The sequence below is a fragment of the Citrobacter sp. RHBSTW-00671 genome (assembly GCF_014103415.1).
In the GTDB taxonomy this organism is placed as follows: domain Bacteria; phylum Pseudomonadota; class Gammaproteobacteria; order Enterobacterales; family Enterobacteriaceae; genus Citrobacter.
In genome coordinates this window covers 634098-652170 of the sequence record NZ_JABXPR010000001.1, presented here as the reverse complement: position 1 = coordinate 652170, position 18073 = coordinate 634098, and the positions used below count along the sequence as shown (strand labels likewise).

Sequence of the window (18073 nt, the reverse complement as noted above, 5' to 3'; positions counted from 1 at the left end):
CACGCTTACCGGGCCTACAAAATCCTCTCCGCAAAGGAGAGGGTTAGGTTGAGGGAAAAGCCTCACCCCAGCCCTCTTGGGTAAAAACATTAATGAAGGTTAATACTATGAAAGCATTACATTTTGGCGCAGGTAATATCGGTCGTGGCTTTATCGGCAAACTGCTGGCGGACGCGGGGATACAGCTGACGTTCGCGGATGTAAACCAGGTCGTGCTCGATGCCCTGAATGCCCGTCATAGCTATCAGGTTCATGTTGTCGGTGAAAATGAGCAGGTCGATACCGTTTCTGGCGTTAACGCCGTTAGCAGCATCGGCGATGATGTCGTCGACCTGATTGCCCACGTTGATTTAATCACCACGGCTGTGGGTCCGGTTGTACTTGAGCGTATCGCACCGGCCATCGCCAAAGGGCTGGTCAAACGCAAAACTCAGGGCATCACCACTCCGCTGAATATCATCGCCTGTGAAAACATGGTGCGCGGAACCACGCAGCTGAAAGGCCACGTAATGAACGCGCTGGCAGATGAAGACAAAGCCTGGGTTGAAGAACATGTTGGCTTTGTCGATTCTGCCGTGGACCGCATTGTTCCGCCATCTGCTTCTGCGACCCACGATCCGCTGGAAGTCACCGTCGAAACCTTCAGTGAGTGGATTGTCGACAAAACGCAGTTCAAAGGCGTGCTGCCGAACATCCCGGGAATGGAATTAACTGATAACCTGATGGCATTTGTCGAACGTAAACTCTTCACGCTGAACACCGGGCATGCTATAACCGCGTACCTCGGAAAATTGACCGGTCATCAGACCATCCGTGACGCGATTCTCGACGAGAAAATCCGCACAGTGGTAAAAGGTGCAATGGAAGAGAGCGGCGCGGTACTGATCAAACGCTATGGCTTTGATGCAGCAAAACATGCGGCATACATTCAGAAAATCCTCGGTCGTTTTGAAAACCCGTACCTGAAAGATGACGTTGAGCGCGTTGGCCGTCAGCCGCTGCGTAAACTGAGCGCAGGCGACCGTCTGATTAAACCCCTGCTGGGCACGCTGGAATATGGTCTGCCGCACGTTAATCTGGTGCAGGGTATTGCTGCAGCGATGCATTACCGCAGTGCAGAAGACCCGCAGGCGCAGGAACTGGCTGCACTGATTGACGAAAAAGGCCCACAGGCCGCGCTGGCACAGGTGTCCGGACTGGATGCCAACAGCGACGTGGTGGCGGAGGCGGTTAACGCATATAACGCAACCAAATGATACAGAATACGGCGCAGGCCATCCTGCGCCGACATGACAGATTGTCAGATATGCAGGCAATAATGGAACAAACACAGGCCTTTGAAAATCGTGTGCTTGAGCGTCTGAATGCTGGCAAAACCGTACGCAGCTTCCTCATCACCGCCGTAGAATTACTCACCGAGGCGGTGAATATCCTGGTGCTTCAGGTATTTCGCAAAGACGACTATGCGGTGAAATATGCCGTAGAACCGTTACTCGACGGCGATGGCCCATTGGGCGATCTTTCAGTGCGTCTGAAGCTCATCTACGGCCTGGGCGTACTCAGTCGTCCGGAGTATGAAGATGCGGAACTGTTGATGGCACTGCGTGAAGAGTTAAATCACGACGGCAATGAATATGCGTTCACCGATGACGAAATTCTCGGGCCATTTGGTGAGCTGCACTGCGTGACGGCGCTCCCGCCCCCCCCGCAGTTTGATACCTCAGACTCGGGTCTGCACGCCATGCAAATCCAGCGCTACCAGCAAATGGTACGCTCCACGATGGTGCTTTCCCTGACCGAGCTGATTTCTAAAATCAGCTTAAAAAAAGCCTTTCAAAAATAAAGCGGTGCGCTTTACTTCTCTTCCTGCTGTGGCCGGTACAGCTGTCGATAGTACGCCAGGCGTTGCAGATACAGCTCGGCATTCTCTTGCGGCACTTCAGAAGGGACAACGTTGCGCGGCGGCGTTTTATTCAAATACTCGCGGAAAGCCTGGCTTGAAGCCATAAAATCGATAGTTTTATCAATAAGAATAGAAACGTTCTCACCTATTTTCGCCATGATGACCAATCCTCCATGTATTCTCCGCGTACGGCCTACGCGGTCGATGATTTAAGTTTAGGATCGGTTGAGCAATTACATTGAGGAAAACGTGCTTCACTATGAACCTGCAAATAAAAAGCACCATCGCCGATCTTATCGCTTAAAATTCAATATTAATCAAAACACTAGCATTATCATTAGCGGAGTAATACTTGCGGTATTTGATTATTTATCTTCGATTAGTTGTGAATAATCCCGCTCTGCGCGCATACTATAGGATATTCATCCTATTTTTATCAGAAGCTATCCTATGAAAGAAGTCGAAAAAAACGAAATTAAACGCCTGAGCGATCGTCTGGACGCCATCCGCCACCAGCAGGCTGACCTCTCGCTGGTTGAAGCCGCCGACAAATATGCCGAGCTGGAGCAAGAGAAAGAAACGCTGGAAACCGAGATTGCGCGTCTGCGTGAAGTGCATGGTCAGAAGCTGAGCAAAGAAGCGCAAAAGCTCTCTAAGCTCCCCTTCCGCCGCGCCATCACCAAAAAAGAACAAGCAGACATGGGTAAGCTGAAGAAAAGCGTGCGCGGCCTGGTAGTCGTACACCCGATGACCGAACTGGGTCGTGAAATGGGCCTGAAAGAGATGACCGGCTTTTCAAAGACTGAGTTTTGATTACCCTCCGGGCAACGTCCGTTTGCCCGGCCTCCTGCTTCCCCGTCAATTGGCCCTACCAATTATCACCAGATCCGAATACCCCCTCACATTTCGTTAAAATTACCCTACAATACCGTTGCCAATAAATAACATCTGGTTAACCATTCGTTGTCATTATCCCTACACAACAATATTGGCAGGGCCACTTTTACACATAATGTGACGAAGAGATGAGCAAAGACTCATTCCATTATGTTGAAGGCCCTCAGGAGACCTGCAATGAATCTCTGGCAACAAAACTACGACCCGGCGGGTAACATTTGGCTTTCCAGCCTGATAGCATCGCTACCGATCCTGTTCTTTTTCTTCGCGCTGATTAAGCTCAAGCTGAAAGGTTATGTTGCGGCGTCATGGACGGTCGTGATTGCCCTGTCGGTTGCCCTGTTGTTCTATAAGATGCCGGTCGATCACGCCCTGGCCTCCGTGGTATACGGCTTCTTCTATGGTCTGTGGCCGATAGCCTGGATCATCATTGCAGCGGTGTTTGTCTATAAAATCTCGGTGAAAACCGGGCAGTTCGACATCATCCGCTCATCCATTCTCTCAATTACCCCTGACCAGCGCCTGCAAATGCTGATTGTCGGTTTCTCCTTTGGGGCGTTCCTCGAAGGGGCCGCGGGCTTCGGTGCACCGGTGGCGATAACCGCCGCACTGCTGGTTGGTCTTGGTTTTAACCCACTGTATGCAGCAGGCTTGTGCCTGATCGTCAACACCGCGCCGGTGGCGTTTGGTGCGATGGGCATCCCTATTCTGGTTGCCGGTCAGGTCACCGGGCTGGACAGCTTTGAGATTGGCCAGATGGTTGGCCGCCAGCTGCCGTTCCTGACGATTATCGTACTGTTCTGGATTATGGCGATTATGGATGGCTGGCGTGGTGTCAAAGAAACCTGGCCTGCGGTGATGGTCGCTGGCGGCTCATTTGCTATCGCGCAGTACCTCAGCTCTAACTTTATCGGGCCGGAACTGCCGGACATTATCTCTTCTCTGGTTTCGCTGGTCTGTCTGACGCTGTTCCTGAAGCGCTGGCAACCGGTACGCATCTTCCGCTTTGGCGATATGGGCGCTTCACAGGTCGATATGGACCTGTCGCGCACCCGTTACACCGCTGGCCAGGTGGTACGCGCCTGGTCACCGTTCCTGTTCCTGACCGCCACCGTCACACTGTGGAGCGTACCGCCGTTTAAAGCGCTGTTTGCACCCGGCGGCGCGATGTACCACTGGGTGGTCAATATTCCGGTTCCGTTCCTCGACAAGCTGGTTGCCCGTATGCCGCCGGTGGTACACGAAGCCACAGCGTATGCCGCAGTGTACAAATTTGACTGGTTCTCAGCGACCGGCACCGCCATCCTGTTTGCCGCCCTGCTGTCTATCGTTTGGCTGAAGATGAAACCCTCTGCCGCACTGCAGACCTTTGGCAGCACGCTGAAAGATCTGGCGCTGCCTATTTACTCCATCGGGATGGTACTGGCATTCGCATTTATCTCTAACTACTCCGGGCTTTCATCAACCCTGGCATTGGCTCTGGCGCACACGGGCAGCGCGTTCACTTTCTTCTCGCCGTTCCTCGGCTGGCTGGGGGTGTTCCTGACGGGCTCTGATACCTCGTCAAACGCCCTGTTCGCAGCGCTACAGGCAACGGCGGCGCAGCAAATCGGTGTTTCTGACGTACTGATGGTAGCGGCAAATACCACCGGCGGCGTAACCGGCAAGATGATCTCTCCGCAGTCTATCGCCATCGCTTGTGCGGCAGTGGGACTGGTGGGTAAAGAGTCTGACCTGTTCCGCTTCACCGTCAAACACAGCCTGATTTTCACCTGCATGGTGGGTGTTATCACCACACTGCAGGCCTATGTCTTAACCTGGATGATTCCATGATTGTGATGCCCAGACGCCTGTCAGACGAGGTTGCATCTCGTGTGCGGGCGCTGATTGAAGAACAACAGCTGGAAGCGGGCATGAAGTTGCCCGCGGAGCGCCAACTGGCCGTACAACTGGGCGTATCACGCAACTCGCTGCGTGAGGCGTTAGCCAAGCTGGTGAGCGAAGGGGTGTTGATCAGCCGCCGCGGCGGTGGGACGTTTGTCCGCTGGCAGCATGAGGCGTGGTCTGAACAAAACATCGTTCAGCCGCTGAAAACGCTGATGGCAGACGATCCCGATTACAGTTTCGATATTCTGGAAGCCCGTCACGCCATCGAAGCCAGCACCGCCTGGCATGCCGCCATGCGTGCCACTGCCGCCGATAAAGAGAAAATCCGGCTCTGTTTCGACGCCACGCAAAGCGAAGACCCCGATCTCGCCTCGCAGGCAGACGTGCGTTTTCACCTCGCCATTGCCGAAGCGTCGCACAACGTGGTGCTGCTACAAACTATGCGCGGTTTCTTCGACGTCCTGCAATCTTCGGTTAAACAGAGCCGCCAACGTATGTATCTGGTACCGCCCGTTTTTTCACAGTTGACGGAGCAACATCAGGCGGTGCTGGACGCCATCGTTGCCGGGGATGCCGACGGCGCCCGGAAGTCCATGATGGCGCACCTTAGTTTCGTCCACACCACAATTAAACGATTTGATGAAGATCAGGCCCGCCAGGCGCGTATCACCCGCCTGCCCGGTGATCCTGGTGAGAATAGCAGGGAGAACAACACATGATTATTTCAGCAGCCAGCGACTATCGCGCCGCAGCCCAGCGCATCCTACCCCCTTTCTTGTTCCACTATATTGACGGTGGAGCGTACGCAGAACACACCTTGCGCCGTAACGTGGCAGACCTGTCGGAAGTGGCGCTGCGCCAGCGCGTGCTGAAGAACATGTCCGACCTGAGTCTGGAAACCACTCTGTTCAACGAAAAATTGTCGATGCCGGTGGCATTAGCCCCGGTCGGTTTGTGTGGCATGTATGCGCGTAGGGGTGAAGTTCAGGCCGCCGCCGCCGCTGACGCCAAAGGTATTCCATTTACGCTTTCTACGGTTTCCGTCTGCCCGATTGAAGAAGTCGCCCCGACCATCAAACGCCCAATGTGGTTCCAGCTGTACGTCCTGCGCGATCGCGGCTTTATGCGTAATGCCCTGGAGCGCGCCAAAGCGGCAGGCTGCTCCACGCTGGTCTTTACTGTCGATATGCCCACGCCTGGCGCCCGCTACCGTGATGCCCATTCCGGTATGAGCGGCCCGAATGCGGCGCTGCGCCGTTACTGGCAGGCGGTCACCCATCCCCAGTGGGCATGGGACGTTGGTCTGAATGGTCGTCCGCATGATTTAGGCAATATTTCGACGTATCTTGGCAAACCTACCGGCCTTGAGGATTACATCGGCTGGCTGGCAAATAACTTCGATCCGTCTATTTCCTGGAAAGACCTCGAGTGGATCCGCGAATTCTGGGAGGGTCCGATGGTGATCAAAGGGATCCTCGATCCGGAAGATGCCCGCGATGCGGTACGCTTTGGCGCAGATGGCATTGTTGTTTCTAACCACGGTGGTCGCCAGTTGGATGGTGTACTGTCTTCTGCTCGTGCGCTGCCCGCCATTGCCGATGCGGTCAAAGGGGATATCGCTATCCTGGCCGACAGCGGGATACGTAACGGTCTGGACGTCGTGCGTATGATTGCGCTGGGTGCTGATAGCGTCCTGTTGGGTCGCGCTTACCTGTACGCGTTGGCGACACACGGACAGGCTGGTGTGGCGAATCTGCTGAACCTGATCGAAAAAGAGATGAAAGTGGCCATGACCCTGACTGGCGCGAAATCCATTAGCGAAATCAGCCACGACTCGCTGGTTCAGGAACTGGGCAAAACCCTGCCTCCGCTCGCTCGGGGTGATGCTGCATAATCACACCCTCATACAGCCTCTTCTCTTAATGGTCGGCCTGTTTTTCGGTCCGACCATTTTTTATGCAAAAGTAACGACTGCTTAACATTTATAACCAATATATTTGACAACTTTTTATCCGCCTGCCAAATGTATATACAAGCTAATACAACAGCATTTTATACATGTACCCTAAATAATTCGAGCTGCAGGAAGGCGGCAACGCAGCGAATCTCAGAAGCGTACATAAGTACGTGACTGGGGTGAGCCAGTAAAGCCAACGCACATGCAGCTTGAAGTATGACGGGTAGATCACAACCATCATAACGGGCGAGGGTAACATGGCTTATTCCGGAAAAGTGAATATCCAGCAGGCGATAGATGACACTCCTTTTTCACGGTTTCACTGGGTCATTATTGTCCTGGGCTTTCTGGTTTTAGCCATTGATGGATTCGATACGGCGGCAATGGGCTACATTGCCCCCACGCTCTCTGCTGACTGGGGCATCAAGAAACAAGATCTGGGACCGGTATTGAGTGCCGCGCTATTGGGACTCTCATTTGGCGCACTGCTGGCCGGGCCAATTTCCGATCGTATGGGACGTAAGCGCGTACTGGTCTTTTCCTGCCTGTTCTTTGGGCTCGCCAGCCTGGGTACAGCGTATGCCGAGACGCTAAATATGTTAACGTTCTGGCGGTTCCTCACCGGCCTTGGGCTCGGTGCCGCAATGCCCAATGCCATCACGCTGGTCTCAGAATTTGCCCCTAAACGCTGCCGTTCAATGGCCATTAACACCATGTACTGCGGCTTCCCCCTTGGTGCTGCGGGTGGCGGGGTTATCTCCTCCTGGCTCATTCCCAGTCACGGCTGGCACAGCGTACTGCTGGCTGGCGCAATCGCCCCGCTGGCGCTCACCGTGTTATTGGTACTGTTCCTGCCAGAATCGGTGAAGTATTTGGTTCACCGTGGCAAAGAGATCGCACAAATCAAACGCATTGCCCAACGCTTTATGTCGGGGAGCCTGGAGCAGGTCACCCAGTTTTACCTGGAAGAAGATCGGGTGGCGGTCAAAAAAGGCAGCGTAGCGCAGCTATTCAGTATGCCCTGGTTACCGGGCACGCTGATGCTGTGGATGACCTACTTTATGGGGCTGGTGATCTATTACGTACTGCTCAGTTGGATGCCAACGCTGATGCTGGGAATGGGCTACCCGCTGGCAGAGTCCGCCTGGCTGACATCGCTATTCACCTTCGGTGGCACGGCAGGGATCCTGCTGGCCGGCTGGTTGATGGATCGCTGGGAAGCACACAAAGTGGTTTCACTTGGCTTTATGCTGACGATGCTGTTTGCCCTCGCACTCGGCTTTGAGCATAACCACATCGTTCTGTTCGGCGCACTGATCTTCCTGATGGGGATTACCATGAACGGCGCGCAGTCCGGGCTACAGACGCTGGCTGCAACGTTTTATCCCACTCATTGCCGCGCAACCGGCATTGCCTGGATGCAAGGTGTGGGCCGCTTTGGTGGCGTGGCCGGCACCATGATGAGCGCCCAACTGCTCTCCCTGCAATGGCAGGCCGACAGCATCCTGATGTTCCTCAGCCTTCCAGCGCTGGTCGCCGCTGCCGCGACGGTTTATAAGCTGCAACGCTATAAACCGCAGTCTCTGACCGTCGCATAGTCCCCCTTATTTCTGCTATTCTGCCCCCCGCTATTAAGGGGGCAGTATGCTTAACATCGTATTATTTGAACCAGAAATCCCGCCAAACACCGGTAATATCATTCGCCTTTGCGCCAATACCGGTTTTCGTCTGCATATCATTGAGCCAATGGGCTTTGCCTGGGACGACAAGCGGCTGCGTCGCGCGGGGCTGGACTACCACGAATTTACCGCCGTGCTACGCCACCCTGATTACGCCGCCTTCGTCGCCGCAGAACATCCGCAACGTCTGTTCGCCCTGACGACCAAAGGTACGCCTGCACACAGTGCGGTAAGCTATCAGGATGGGGATTACCTGATGTTTGGCCCGGAAACACGCGGCCTGCCAGCCAGCATTCTTGATGCCTTGCCTGCCGAACAAAAAATTCGTATTCCGATGATGCCGGACAGCCGCAGCATGAACCTGTCAAATGCAGTGTCGGTGGTGGTGTATGAGGCCTGGCGCCAGTTGGGATATCCCGGCGCAGTATTACGTAGTTGATTTTAGTCGGATGCGGCTAGCGCCTTATCCGACCTACGAGGTTTGTCGGCCCGGTAAGCACTGCACCACCGGGCATAGCGCGAAATCAGATGCCATCGCCGTATTCGAACGTGTGATGTATCCCATTGAAATGCTGATCCATATCCATGGACGGTTTATCGCTGTCGGGCTTGCCGACAATACGCGCCGGAACGCCTGCGGCGGTAGTGTGCGGCGGTACAGGCTGGAGAACGACAGAGCCTGCGCCAATCTTCGCGCCGCGTCCAACCTCGATATTGCCAAGGATTTTCGCGCCAGCGCCAATCATCACGCCTTCACGAATTTTCGGGTGACGGTCGCCGCCTGCTTTACCGGTCCCGCCAAGCGTGACGGATTGCAGAATAGATACGTCGTTTTCAATGACCGCCGTTTCACCCACCACAATGCCTGTAGCGTGGTCGAGCATAATTCCGCGACCAATTTTTGCCGCCGGGTGGATATCCACCTGGAAGGTAACGGAGACCTGATTTTGCAGGAAGATCGCCAATGCCTGACGCCCCTGATGCCATAGCCAGTGGCCGATGCGGTAGGCCTGCAGCGCATGGAAGCCTTTCAGGTACAGAAGTGGGGTGGAATATTTATCGACTGCCGGGTCACGCGTGCGCACAGCCTGGATATCGCAGGCCGCCGAGGCAATCATTTCAGGATCGGCCGCATAAGCCTCTTCCACAACTTCGCGAATCGCAATGGCGGGCATGATCGGAGAAGCAAGTTTGTTCGCCAGCATATAGCTCAGCGCACTGCCGAGATTCTCATGCTTGAGCAGCGTTGCGTGGTAAAAACTGGCCAGCATTGGCTCACATTCCGCCAGTGCCCGGGCTTCCGCTTTAATATTTTTCCAGACAATATCCAGTTCTTCACACGGCATTGCGTACTCCAGAAGGTAGCAAAACGACCGACCCGTTCTTCGCGGGTCGGGTCGTTATATTCAACAGTTTCCTTGCAGCTAGTGGCGACTCAGCTCGTCCTTGCGTGCACGACCTAGTAACGTCAATGCTGCCTCGCGCGCGTTTTTTCCGCAATACAATACTTGATAAATTTCCTCGGTTATTGGCATTTCGACACCAAAACGGTGCGCCAACTCACGAACTTCTTTTGTATTGCGATAGCCTTCAACCACTTGACCAATCTTGTCCTGCGCGCCCTGCACATCCATGCCCTGTCCGAGCATCATGCCAAAGCGGCGGTTACGCGACTGGTTGTCGGTACAGGTCAGCACCAGATCGCCTAAACCAGCCATCCCCATGAAGGTGGCAGGATCAGCGCCCAATGCCGCACCAAGCCGCGACATTTCGGTAAGCCCACGGGTTATCAATGCCGTACGGGCATTAGCACCAAAGCCGATGCCGTCAGACATCCCCGCGCCAATCGCAATCACGTTTTTCACCGCGCCACCAAGCTGCACGCCAATGAAATCCGGGTTGCTGTAGACGCGGAAGCTTTTGCCACAGTGCAGTAACTGCTGGAGATCGTCAGCAAACGTCTCGTCCGTTGAGGCCAGAGAAATCGCCGTCGGCATGCCCGCCGCCAGTTCTTTGGCAAATGTAGGACCGGAGATAACGGCCAGCGGAATTTCATCCCCCAGCGCTTCACGCGCGACATCCTGTAACAAACGTCCCGTTTCTGCTTCCAGTCCTTTTGTCGCCCAAACCAGTCGCGCGTCAGCACGCATCAACGGTTTAATCTTGCGCAGCACTTCACCAAAGACATGGCTCGGCACCACCACCAGAATATTACGGCTGGCGGCCAGCGCAGTAGCTAAATCACTTTCCAGGCGCAGCGTTTCGGGAAAAGGCACATCAGGGAGGAACGCGACGTTGCAGCGATCGTGCTCAAGGGTCGCGATATGTTTGGGATCATGGCCCCACAGGACAACCTGGTGGCCGTTTCTTGCCAGGGTGATAGCAAGAGCGGTGCCGTACGAGCCGGCACCAATCACAGTCATTGAAGCATTACTTTGGTTCATCAGGCATCCTGATGTTCTTCAGTACCTTCGCCAGCCTGCTGCTGTAAATAGTTCATGAACAGCGCATCAAAGTTGACCGGCGCAAGGTTCAGTTGCGGGAACGTACCGCGTGAAACCAGGCTGGTGATGCATTCGCGGGCATACGGGAACAGGATGTTCGGGCAGTATGCACCCAGGCAATGCGCCATCTGAGTCCCTTCAATACCACTGATGGAGAAAATACCGCCCTGCTGAACTTCGCACAGGAACGCAGTTTCTTCGCCCAGAGAAGCCGTAACGGTGACACGCAGCACTACTTCATACACATCATCTGCCAGTTGGGTAGATGCGGTATCAAGATCCAGTTTAACCTCTGGCTGCCAATCTTTCTGGAAAACATGCGGTGCATTTGGCGCTTCGAAAGACACATCCTTGGTATAAATACGTTGGATCTGGAAAGCCATTTCAGTGTTATTTTGTTCTGACATGTTTAGAAAACCCTTAGTGTTGTCCTTTAAATACTTCGGTACGCCTTAACGCAGCAGGGGATCCAGTCCACCACGCGCATCCAACGCATACAAGTCGTCACAACCGCCAATGTGCTGTGCATCAATAAAAATCTGCGGAACCGTCGTACGGCCACTGCGCTTGATCATCTCTTCACGCTTCACGGCATCACCGTCAATCGGAAGTTCCTGGAAACTCACACCCTTACTGTTCAACAGCGCCTTTGCGCGATGGCAAAACGGGCAGGTTGCTTTGGTATAGATCTCAATATTGGCCATGACTTATCTCCAGTGTTCTTTTTACCCTGCGGTACGAAAGAAGACGGGTAAATTACTTGCCGCGAACCAGTGGCAGATTCTCGCCACTCCAGCCCGCTACGCCGTCTTTCAGTACAGATACCTGTTCAAAACCGGCTTTAATCAGCGCAGTTGCGGAATCCTGGCACTGCATGCCTGAGCCATCAACCACAATAACAGGTTTGTTTTTGTGTTTTTCCAGCTCGCCAAAATTATTGGCTTTGATTTCGCTCGGCAGCAGGTTCGTGGAGCCTGCGATATGACCTTTGCGGAAGTCGTCGCGCTGACGTAAATCCACAATCACCGCATCTTCTTTATTGATTAGACGTGTCGCTTCGCCGCGTGTAATTACCTTCACTTTTGAGGTCAGGCTCTTAAACGTGGTAAACAATACCGCCGCCAGTAACGCAATCCAGGCGATACTCAAGACAGGGTGGCGGCTAACAAATTGCATAATTTCTTGCATGGGGGGTAACAACTCCCGACTCAGTGATTAAAAAAACCAGGAAAGGAGTATACCTGCGCGTTGGCGCAAATACAGCCAGAGCATGCATTGGATTGCATTTTTGCGGGGCGCTACGGAAAAAAAAACACAAATCGCCCCCCTACCCGAACCGCTCTGGTCGATTATTTGATCTTCTGGGGCTACTTTATCGATTCAGCTGTAGTAAAATTACGCAATTATTTTTTATCTATTAAGTGTGAGGTTGTCGCAATGTCGGTTTCTAAAAAGCCTATGGTACTGGTGATTCTGGATGGCTACGGCTATCGTGAAGACAGCCAGGATAACGCTATTTTTAATGCCAAAACCCCGGTAATGGATGCCCTGTGGGCAAAACGTCCGCATACCCTGATTGATGCGTCTGGCCTGGAAGTCGGCCTGCCCGATCGCCAGATGGGTAACTCTGAAGTGGGTCACGTTAACCTTGGCGCGGGCCGTATCGTGTATCAGGATCTGACCCGTCTGGATGTGGAAATTAAAGAACGGACTTTCTTCGCTAACCCGGTGCTGACCAACGCAGTCGACCAGGCCAAAAATAGCGGCAAAGCGGTACACATCATGGGCCTGCTGTCTGCCGGTGGCGTACACAGCCACGAAGATCACATAATGGCGATGGTAGAAATGGCCGCTGAACGTGGCGCTGAGAAAATCTATCTGCACGCTTTCCTTGATGGCCGTGATACCCCGCCGCGCAGCGCTGAACATTCACTGCAGAAATTCGAAGAGAAATTTGCCGCGCTGGGCAAAGGCCGCGTAGCGTCCATCATCGGTCGTTACTACGCTATGGACCGCGACAACCGTTGGGATCGCGTTGAACAGGCTTATGACCTGATGACGCTGGCAAAAGGTGAATTCCAGGCCGATACCGCAGTAGCGGGTCTGCAGGCTGCCTATGCTCGCGACGAGAACGACGAATTCGTAAAAGCGACCGTGATCCGCGCTGAAGGCCAGGCTGATGCCGCAATGGAAGATGGCGATACGCTGATTTTCATGAACTTCCGTGCTGACCGTGCGCGTGAAATTACCCGTGCGTTTGTAAACGCTGATTTTGATGGCTTCGCACGTAAAAAAGTCGTTAACCTCAACTTTGTGATGCTGACTGAATACGCTGCCGACATCAAAACCGCGGTGGCTTACCCACCAGCGTCTCTGGCCAACACCCTTGGTGAGTGGATGGCGAAGAATGACAAAACCCAGCTGCGTATTTCTGAAACAGAAAAATACGCGCACGTGACCTTCTTCTTTAACGGCGGTGTAGAAGAACCGTTCAAAGGCGAAGACCGCATCCTGATCAACTCGCCAAAAGTCGCTACCTACGACCTGCAGCCAGAAATGAGCTCTGCAGAACTGACTGAGAAGCTGGTTGCTGCGATTGAGAGCGGTAAATACGATACCATCATCTGTAACTACCCGAACGGCGACATGGTTGGCCATACTGGGGTGATGGAAGCGGCGGTTAAAGCGGTTGAAGCGCTGGATCACTGCGTGGAGCAAGTGACTAAAGCCGTTGAATCCGTTGGCGGCCAACTGCTGATCACCGCAGACCACGGGAACGCAGAGCAGATGCGCGATCCGTCTACCGGTCAGGCACATACCGCGCATACCAACCTGCCGGTTCCGCTGATTTATGTTGGTGGCAAAAACGTCAAAGCAGTTGAAGGCGGTAAACTTTCTGATATCGCCCCGACAATGCTGACGCTGATGGGTATGGAAATCCCGCAAGAGATGACTGGTAAGCCGCTGTTCATCGTGGAATAATCCCTCCCCATGAGGGGAAAGGCGATTAATACCATCACATGGGCCGTGAAACTACCGAAGTTTTCAGTCAGGCCCTTGTTCTACGCCAGCGCGCTTAGCGCTGGCGTATTGCTGTGCGCCTTTTCCGCCCAAGCGGACGAGCGCGATCAGCTCAAATCCATTCAGGCCGATATCGCGGCAAAAGAACGCGCGGTACGCCAGCAGCAGCAACAACGCGCCACCCTCCTTGCTCAGCTTAAAGCTCAGGAACAAGCCATCGCCGCAGCGGCACGACAGCTACGCGAAACGCAAAACTCCCTGGCACAGCTGAATGCACAAATCGCCGAGATGAACGCGTCTATCGCGAAGCTGGAAAAGCAGCGGGCAGCGCAAGAGCGCAGTCTGGCAGCCCAGTTAGATGCGGCGTTTCGCCAGGGTGAACATACTGGTATTCAGTTGATCCTCAGTGGTGAAGAGACTCAGCGCGGACAACGCCTGCAGGCCTATTTCGGCTATCTGAACCAGGCGCGCCAGGAGACTATCGCACAGCTGAAGCAAACCCGCGAAGAGGTCGATTCGCAGAAAGCTGAGCTGGAAGATAAGCAAAGCGAACAGCAGACGCTGCTGTACGAACAGCGTGCTCAGCAGGCAAAACTGGAGCAGGCGCGTAATGAACGTCAAAAAACACTCGCGGGCCTGGAATCATCCATTCAGCAGGGCCAGCAGCAGTTAGGCGAGATGCGAGCCAACGAATCCCGTCTGCGCAACAGTATTGCGCGAGCCGAAGCCGCCGCGAAAGCCCGCGCAGAGCGTGAAGCGCGTGAGGCGCAGGCTGTACGTGATAAGCAGCAGGAAGCATCACGCAAAGGCTCAACCTATAAGCCAACCGAAAGCGAGAAATCACTGATGTCTCGTACCGGCGGGTTGGGCTCACCACGCGGTCAGGCGTTCTGGCCCGTTCGTGGTCCAACGCTGCATCGCTATGGCGAACAGCTGCAAGGTGAGCTACGTTGGAAAGGGATGGTTATTGGTGCCTCCGAAGGTACCGAAGTCAAAGCCATCGCCGATGGTCGCGTCATTCTGGCAGACTGGTTGCAGGGCTATGGACTGGTCGTCGTGGTTGAACACGGTAAAGGCGATATGAGCCTGTACGGTTACAACCAAAGCGCATTGGTCAGCGTGGGTACGCAGGTTCGCGCCGGGCAGCCTATTGCACTTGTGGGTAGCAGCGGTGGTCAGGGCAGGCCAGCACTCTATTTCGAAATTCGTCGCCAGGGTCAGGCGGTCAATCCACAGCCGTGGTTGGGAAGATAACTTTTGCCTCAGTTTCGTCGTACTTTGCTCTCACTCGCCAGCCTGCTGGCATTCGCAACACCTGTTTTCGCCGGCAAACTTGCTATCGTCATTGATGATTTCGGTTATCGTCCGCAAACGGAAAACCAGGTGCTGGCAATGCCTTCCACTGTCTCCGTTGCCGTTCTGCCAAACGCGCCACATGCACGTGAAATGGCGACTAAAGCGCATAACAGTGGACATGAAGTGTTGATCCATCTGCCGATGGCTCCACTGAGCAAGCAACCGCTGGAGAAAGACACGTTACGCCCGGAGATGAGCAGCGAAGAAATTGAACGGATTATTCGCGACGCGGTAAGCAAAGTGCCGTATGCAGTGGGACTGAACAACCACATGGGGAGTGCGATGACGTCCAGCCTGTTCGGCATGCAGAAAGTGATGCAAGCTCTGGAACGCTACGACCTCTACTTCCTCGACAGTATGACCATCGGCAACAGCCAGGCCATGCGCGCAGCGGCAGGAACCGGGGTGAAGGTCATCAAACGCAAAGTCTTCCTCGACGATACACAAAACGAAGCGGATATTCGCCGTCAGTTTAATCGTGCAGTCGATCTTGCTCGCCGTAACGGATCAGCGATTGCCATCGGGCACCCTCACCCTTCTACGGTACGCGTACTGCAGCAGATGCTGTATAGCCTGCCAGCTGATATTACGCTGGTTCGTCCGAGCAGCCTGCTTAATGAGCCGCAGGTCGATACCTCCAGGCCTAACCTCACTCCACCGAGAAACGGTACGCCAGATGCACCCCGTAATCCTTTCCGTGGGGTAAAATTGTGCAAACCGAAACAACCTTTGGAGCCGGTTTACGCCAACCGATTCTTTAGCGTGCTAGGGGAAAGCATCACACAAAGCACGCTGGTGCAGTATATGAGACTGCAGTGGCAGGGCTGGGGGAACACATCTTCACCCAGCACCATGAACGCTAACGTAGATTAAGCGCTTTTCGGGCAATACGCGAAGGCGTTGATGTTTTATCGCGCCATTTCCATAAACGGAATGACCATAGCAGTGCCTGATACAATACTTTGGCACTGCGTACGTTAGTTATCATGCGTTTATACATACCCGAGACAAAAATCTCTGCGATCATACGCTGACGAATATGCACATCCTGTTCTTTACGGACCGCATGGCATACGCGTAATGCTTCATAGGTGACTTGCTGATGAAATTCCGGATAAATAGTAATCCGATCGGCATATTCACGATTCAGCCTATCCAATAACCGCGTAATTTTAATATAGTGCCGCTGGTAGTTGAGATTTTTTAAACCTTGTCGTTTAAGACGGCTGATTGATTTATCATGTAAGAAGTATTTATATAAAGATTGTTCGGTATATCGCACGCGTACAGCGTTAAACATAAACTCCGTCGTCCAGACAATATCCTGGTGATGTAACCCCGGAATAAACGTTATTTTATTTTTCTCAATAACATCCCGGCGATAAATTCCCATCCACACCACATGTGTCCAGCGGCGTGAAGCCAACGCCATACGTAACCAGTCAGGGCCGGTCAACACCCCCGTAGACCGAAGACGATCCGTCGGTATTGATTGCCAGGTGTGTCCCGTTTCGAGAATGCACCAGTCGGAATTACACTGGGCTAAATCCAGGTCATCCTGAATTGCCATGGTCATCAGGGTTTCGTACATATTGGGATAAACCAGGTCATCGGCATCGACAAATGCAACATAATCCCCTTTGGCCGCTTCCAGGCCACGGTTACGCGCTACAGATGCCCCTGCGTTAGCCTGATGCAACAACCGCACGTGGGAATAGTTATCCGCATAATGTTGTGCAATATCAACAGAGTTATCCGTTGAACCATCATTCACAATGATGATCTCTAGCGCAGTCCATGTCTGTGCGATCAAAGATTCCATGCAATCCCGAAAACTATCACCCACGTTATACAACGGAATAATAACACTCAACATACTTGCGCGGTTTCTCATCAGCTAACCCAGGTTTGTCATTACGCTGATGACTTTTACTACAGTTTCATTAAGGAATTATTAAGGTTAGAACGTATTTATGGGCAGAAACGCTGCAGCGAAAGCGTCCGATTTGAGAAAGATACCCCGCCACGCCTGCGTTCAGCAGGTTGATGATAGCTCAGATCGTCTACATATCGGGGTGCACAACCTGTATACTCTATCCCTATGAATTAACGTACTCTATAGACTGATATTGAGGGAAAAGATGGCCATCAGTAAGACACACGAAAAAGGTTATACGGTCTATTGCAAAGAGACTAAAAAAGACCTTAAGCTACTGATGAATAAGTATATAAAGAAAGAAATCAGTGGCAAACCGCTGAGCAGTGGTAACGCATTGCGCAGCGTGGAGTTGGTCGAGTACAACTCACAAAAATTTATCATCAAAAATGACCGTGAAGTTGATCCTCGATTTGAGAAAAAATTACAGAACTTTACCTCCGGTCCTTTCTATTCCCGGCTGATCAGGAAGCTGGACAAGCTCCCGCCGGAAATGCGCATCTGTACTGCCGATCTCTATTATGCTGCTGAGAAAACACGTTTTCGCCAGTGTCATGATGTTTATACCATTCATGAATATATTGAAGGTGTTCCTTTAAGGGAAATTAACCAGCAGAATGCTGACGAGGTAAAACAATGCGTGCTGCGTCTTCACAAGGCCGGACTGGCATCAAATGATATTCACCCGGGGAATTTCATTCGCACACCAACGGGTGAGTTAAGGATTATTGACCTGTCCTGCAAGGGAAATATGAAGGTCTGTCAGGCAAATGACATTCTGGCATTACAACGAAAATACAATATTAACGTTAAAGGCAGAGGGTTAATTTATAAACTCATCCTGCTTAAAGAAAATATAAGATCGTTATCCAGAAAGATCCGCGGAAAATAAAATCTATGGTTTATACGGCCAGATAGCGATATCTGGCCGTA

At 53.0% G+C, this 18073-nt stretch carries 19 protein-coding genes; 12 read left to right on the top strand and 7 right to left on the bottom strand.

All coding sequences use genetic code 11. The features are described from left to right. The first annotated feature begins 107 nt into the window (after positions 1–107). Together mtlD and mtlR are read left to right on the top strand one after the other, a co-directional pair. Positions 108–1256 (top strand): mannitol-1-phosphate 5-dehydrogenase, encoded by a 1149-nt coding sequence (mtlD, locus tag HV261_RS03130; protein WP_202037422.1) that lies wholly within the window; start codon positions 108–110, stop codon positions 1254–1256. Then, the gene (mtlR, locus tag HV261_RS03125) at positions 1253–1843 is read left to right on the top strand and encodes a mannitol operon repressor MtlR (RefSeq protein ID WP_137382083.1); all 591 of its coding nucleotides are present in this window, start codon (positions 1253–1255) and stop codon (positions 1841–1843) included. Before mtlD ends, mtlR begins: the two co-directional genes overlap by 4 nt. Positions 1844–1854: 11 nt before the next feature. On the opposite strand, the gene HV261_RS03120 is transcribed toward mtlR, so the two are convergent. After that, positions 1855–2061 carry an SNARE domain-containing protein gene (locus HV261_RS03120; protein ID WP_137382084.1) on the bottom strand — a complete coding sequence of 69 codons (207 nt, stop codon included), beginning with the start codon at positions 2059–2061 and terminating at the stop codon, positions 1855–1857. Positions 2062–2353: 292 nt separating this feature from the next. Between HV261_RS03120 and HV261_RS03115 the strand changes: the two genes are divergently transcribed. The 6 genes from HV261_RS03115 to trmL all read left to right on the top strand — a co-directional run bounded on the left by HV261_RS03115 (position 2354) and on the right by trmL (position 8762). Next, entirely contained in the window at positions 2354–2716 is a 363-nt protein-coding gene (locus HV261_RS03115; RefSeq protein WP_202037421.1) for a YibL family ribosome-associated protein, read from the top strand. 261 nt (positions 2717–2977) lie between these two features. Further along, positions 2978–4633: an L-lactate permease gene (lldP, locus tag HV261_RS03110; protein WP_202037420.1), complete on the top strand. Its 1656-nt coding sequence runs from the start codon at positions 2978–2980 to the stop codon at positions 4631–4633. Continuing rightward, complete coding sequence (lldR, locus tag HV261_RS03105; RefSeq protein WP_202037419.1) at positions 4630–5406, top strand: transcriptional regulator LldR; 777 nt, start codon at positions 4630–4632, stop codon at positions 5404–5406. The genes lldP and lldR overlap by 4 nt, the downstream gene beginning before the upstream one ends. After that, positions 5403–6581, top strand: a complete 1179-nt coding sequence (lldD, locus tag HV261_RS03100; RefSeq protein WP_202037418.1) for an FMN-dependent L-lactate dehydrogenase LldD — start codon at positions 5403–5405, stop codon at positions 6579–6581. The genes lldR and lldD overlap by 4 nt, the downstream gene beginning before the upstream one ends. 320 nt (positions 6582–6901) lie before the next feature. Continuing rightward, positions 6902–8242 (top strand): MFS transporter, encoded by a 1341-nt coding sequence (locus tag HV261_RS03095; RefSeq protein WP_202037417.1) that lies wholly within the window; start codon positions 6902–6904, stop codon positions 8240–8242. A gap of 46 nt (positions 8243–8288) precedes the next feature. After that, positions 8289–8762 carry a tRNA (uridine(34)/cytosine(34)/5-carboxymethylaminomethyluridine(34)-2'-O)-methyltransferase TrmL gene (gene trmL, locus HV261_RS03090; protein WP_202037416.1) on the top strand — a complete coding sequence of 158 codons (474 nt, stop codon included), beginning with the start codon at positions 8289–8291 and terminating at the stop codon, positions 8760–8762. Positions 8763–8847: 85 nt separating this feature from the next. Here the strand turns inward: trmL and cysE are convergent, their stop codons facing one another. From cysE to HV261_RS03065, 5 genes are all read right to left on the bottom strand, one after another. Next, positions 8848–9669, bottom strand: a complete 822-nt coding sequence (gene cysE / locus HV261_RS03085) for a serine O-acetyltransferase (RefSeq protein ID WP_003024160.1) — start codon at positions 9667–9669, stop codon at positions 8848–8850. Between the two features lie 78 nt (positions 9670–9747). Continuing rightward, positions 9748–10767 (bottom strand): NAD(P)H-dependent glycerol-3-phosphate dehydrogenase, encoded by a 1020-nt coding sequence (gene gpsA / locus HV261_RS03080; protein WP_137382092.1) that lies wholly within the window; start codon positions 10765–10767, stop codon positions 9748–9750. Further along, a complete protein-coding gene (gene secB, locus HV261_RS03075; RefSeq protein ID WP_003024155.1) occupies positions 10767–11234 on the bottom strand; it encodes a protein-export chaperone SecB in 468 nt (155 codons plus the stop codon). Before secB ends, gpsA begins: the two co-directional genes overlap by 1 nt. A 45-nt stretch (positions 11235–11279) precedes the next feature. Then, positions 11280–11531, bottom strand: a complete 252-nt coding sequence (gene grxC / locus HV261_RS03070; RefSeq protein ID WP_003024152.1) for a glutaredoxin 3 — start codon at positions 11529–11531, stop codon at positions 11280–11282. A 52-nt stretch (positions 11532–11583) separates the two neighbouring features. Further along, positions 11584–12015 (bottom strand): rhodanese-like domain-containing protein, encoded by a 432-nt coding sequence (locus HV261_RS03065; RefSeq protein WP_005120473.1) that lies wholly within the window; start codon positions 12013–12015, stop codon positions 11584–11586. A gap of 249 nt (positions 12016–12264) precedes the next feature. Between HV261_RS03065 and gpmM the strand changes: the two genes are divergently transcribed. The 3 genes from gpmM to HV261_RS03050 are packed head-to-tail and all read left to right on the top strand — an operon-like array spanning position 12265 to position 16077. Beyond that, positions 12265–13809 carry a 2,3-bisphosphoglycerate-independent phosphoglycerate mutase gene (gene gpmM / locus HV261_RS03060; RefSeq protein WP_202037415.1) on the top strand — a complete coding sequence of 515 codons (1545 nt, stop codon included), beginning with the start codon at positions 12265–12267 and terminating at the stop codon, positions 13807–13809. A 33-nt stretch (positions 13810–13842) separates the two neighbouring features. Continuing rightward, complete coding sequence (envC, locus tag HV261_RS03055) at positions 13843–15102, top strand: murein hydrolase activator EnvC (protein WP_326929174.1); 1260 nt, start codon at positions 13843–13845, stop codon at positions 15100–15102. Positions 15103–15105: 3 nt separating this feature from the next. Then, positions 15106–16077 carry a divergent polysaccharide deacetylase family protein gene (locus HV261_RS03050; protein ID WP_202037413.1) on the top strand — a complete coding sequence of 324 codons (972 nt, stop codon included), beginning with the start codon at positions 15106–15108 and terminating at the stop codon, positions 16075–16077. On the opposite strand, the gene HV261_RS03045 is transcribed toward HV261_RS03050, so the two are convergent. After that, on the bottom strand, positions 16064–17098 hold the full coding sequence (locus HV261_RS03045; protein WP_202037412.1) for a glycosyltransferase: 1035 nt from the start codon (positions 17096–17098) through the stop codon (positions 16064–16066). The genes HV261_RS03050 and HV261_RS03045 overlap by 14 nt on opposite strands. Before the next feature lie 247 nt (positions 17099–17345). Between HV261_RS03045 and rfaY the strand changes: the two genes are divergently transcribed. Then, complete coding sequence (gene rfaY, locus HV261_RS03040) at positions 17346–18032, top strand: lipopolysaccharide core heptose(II) kinase RfaY (RefSeq protein ID WP_202037411.1); 687 nt, start codon at positions 17346–17348, stop codon at positions 18030–18032. Positions 18033–18073: the final 41 nt, after the last annotated feature.

Bases quoted from the DNA above. Each gene is read 5' to 3' on its own strand.
- gpmM (WP_202037415.1), top strand. From the start codon at position 12,265: ATGTCGGTTTCTAAAAAGCCTATGGTACTGGTGATTCTGGATGGCTAC.
- HV261_RS03115 (WP_202037421.1), top strand. From the start codon at position 2,354: ATGAAAGAAGTCGAAAAAAACGAAATTAAACGCCTGAGCGATCGTCTG.
- HV261_RS03045 (WP_202037412.1), bottom strand. From the start codon at position 17,098: ATGAGAAACCGCGCAAGTATGTTGAGTGTTATTATTCCGTTGTATAAC.
- HV261_RS03095 (WP_202037417.1), top strand. From the start codon at position 6,902: ATGGCTTATTCCGGAAAAGTGAATATCCAGCAGGCGATAGATGACACT.
- trmL (WP_202037416.1), top strand. From the start codon at position 8,289: ATGCTTAACATCGTATTATTTGAACCAGAAATCCCGCCAAACACCGGT.
- lldD (WP_202037418.1), top strand. From the start codon at position 5,403: ATGATTATTTCAGCAGCCAGCGACTATCGCGCCGCAGCCCAGCGCATC.
- HV261_RS03120 (WP_137382084.1), bottom strand. From the start codon at position 2,061: ATGGCGAAAATAGGTGAGAACGTTTCTATTCTTATTGATAAAACTATC.
- HV261_RS03065 (WP_005120473.1), bottom strand. From the start codon at position 12,015: ATGCAAGAAATTATGCAATTTGTTAGCCGCCACCCTGTCTTGAGTATC.
- gpsA (WP_137382092.1), bottom strand. From the start codon at position 10,767: ATGAACCAAAGTAATGCTTCAATGACTGTGATTGGTGCCGGCTCGTAC.
- mtlR (WP_137382083.1), top strand. From the start codon at position 1,253: ATGATACAGAATACGGCGCAGGCCATCCTGCGCCGACATGACAGATTG.
- lldP (WP_202037420.1), top strand. From the start codon at position 2,978: ATGAATCTCTGGCAACAAAACTACGACCCGGCGGGTAACATTTGGCTT.
- grxC (WP_003024152.1), bottom strand. From the start codon at position 11,531: ATGGCCAATATTGAGATCTATACCAAAGCAACCTGCCCGTTTTGCCAT.
- lldR (WP_202037419.1), top strand. From the start codon at position 4,630: ATGATTGTGATGCCCAGACGCCTGTCAGACGAGGTTGCATCTCGTGTG.
- cysE (WP_003024160.1), bottom strand. From the start codon at position 9,669: ATGCCGTGTGAAGAACTGGATATTGTCTGGAAAAATATTAAAGCGGAA.
- secB (WP_003024155.1), bottom strand. From the start codon at position 11,234: ATGTCAGAACAAAATAACACTGAAATGGCTTTCCAGATCCAACGTATT.
- rfaY (WP_202037411.1), top strand. From the start codon at position 17,346: ATGGCCATCAGTAAGACACACGAAAAAGGTTATACGGTCTATTGCAAA.
- mtlD (WP_202037422.1), top strand. From the start codon at position 108: ATGAAAGCATTACATTTTGGCGCAGGTAATATCGGTCGTGGCTTTATC.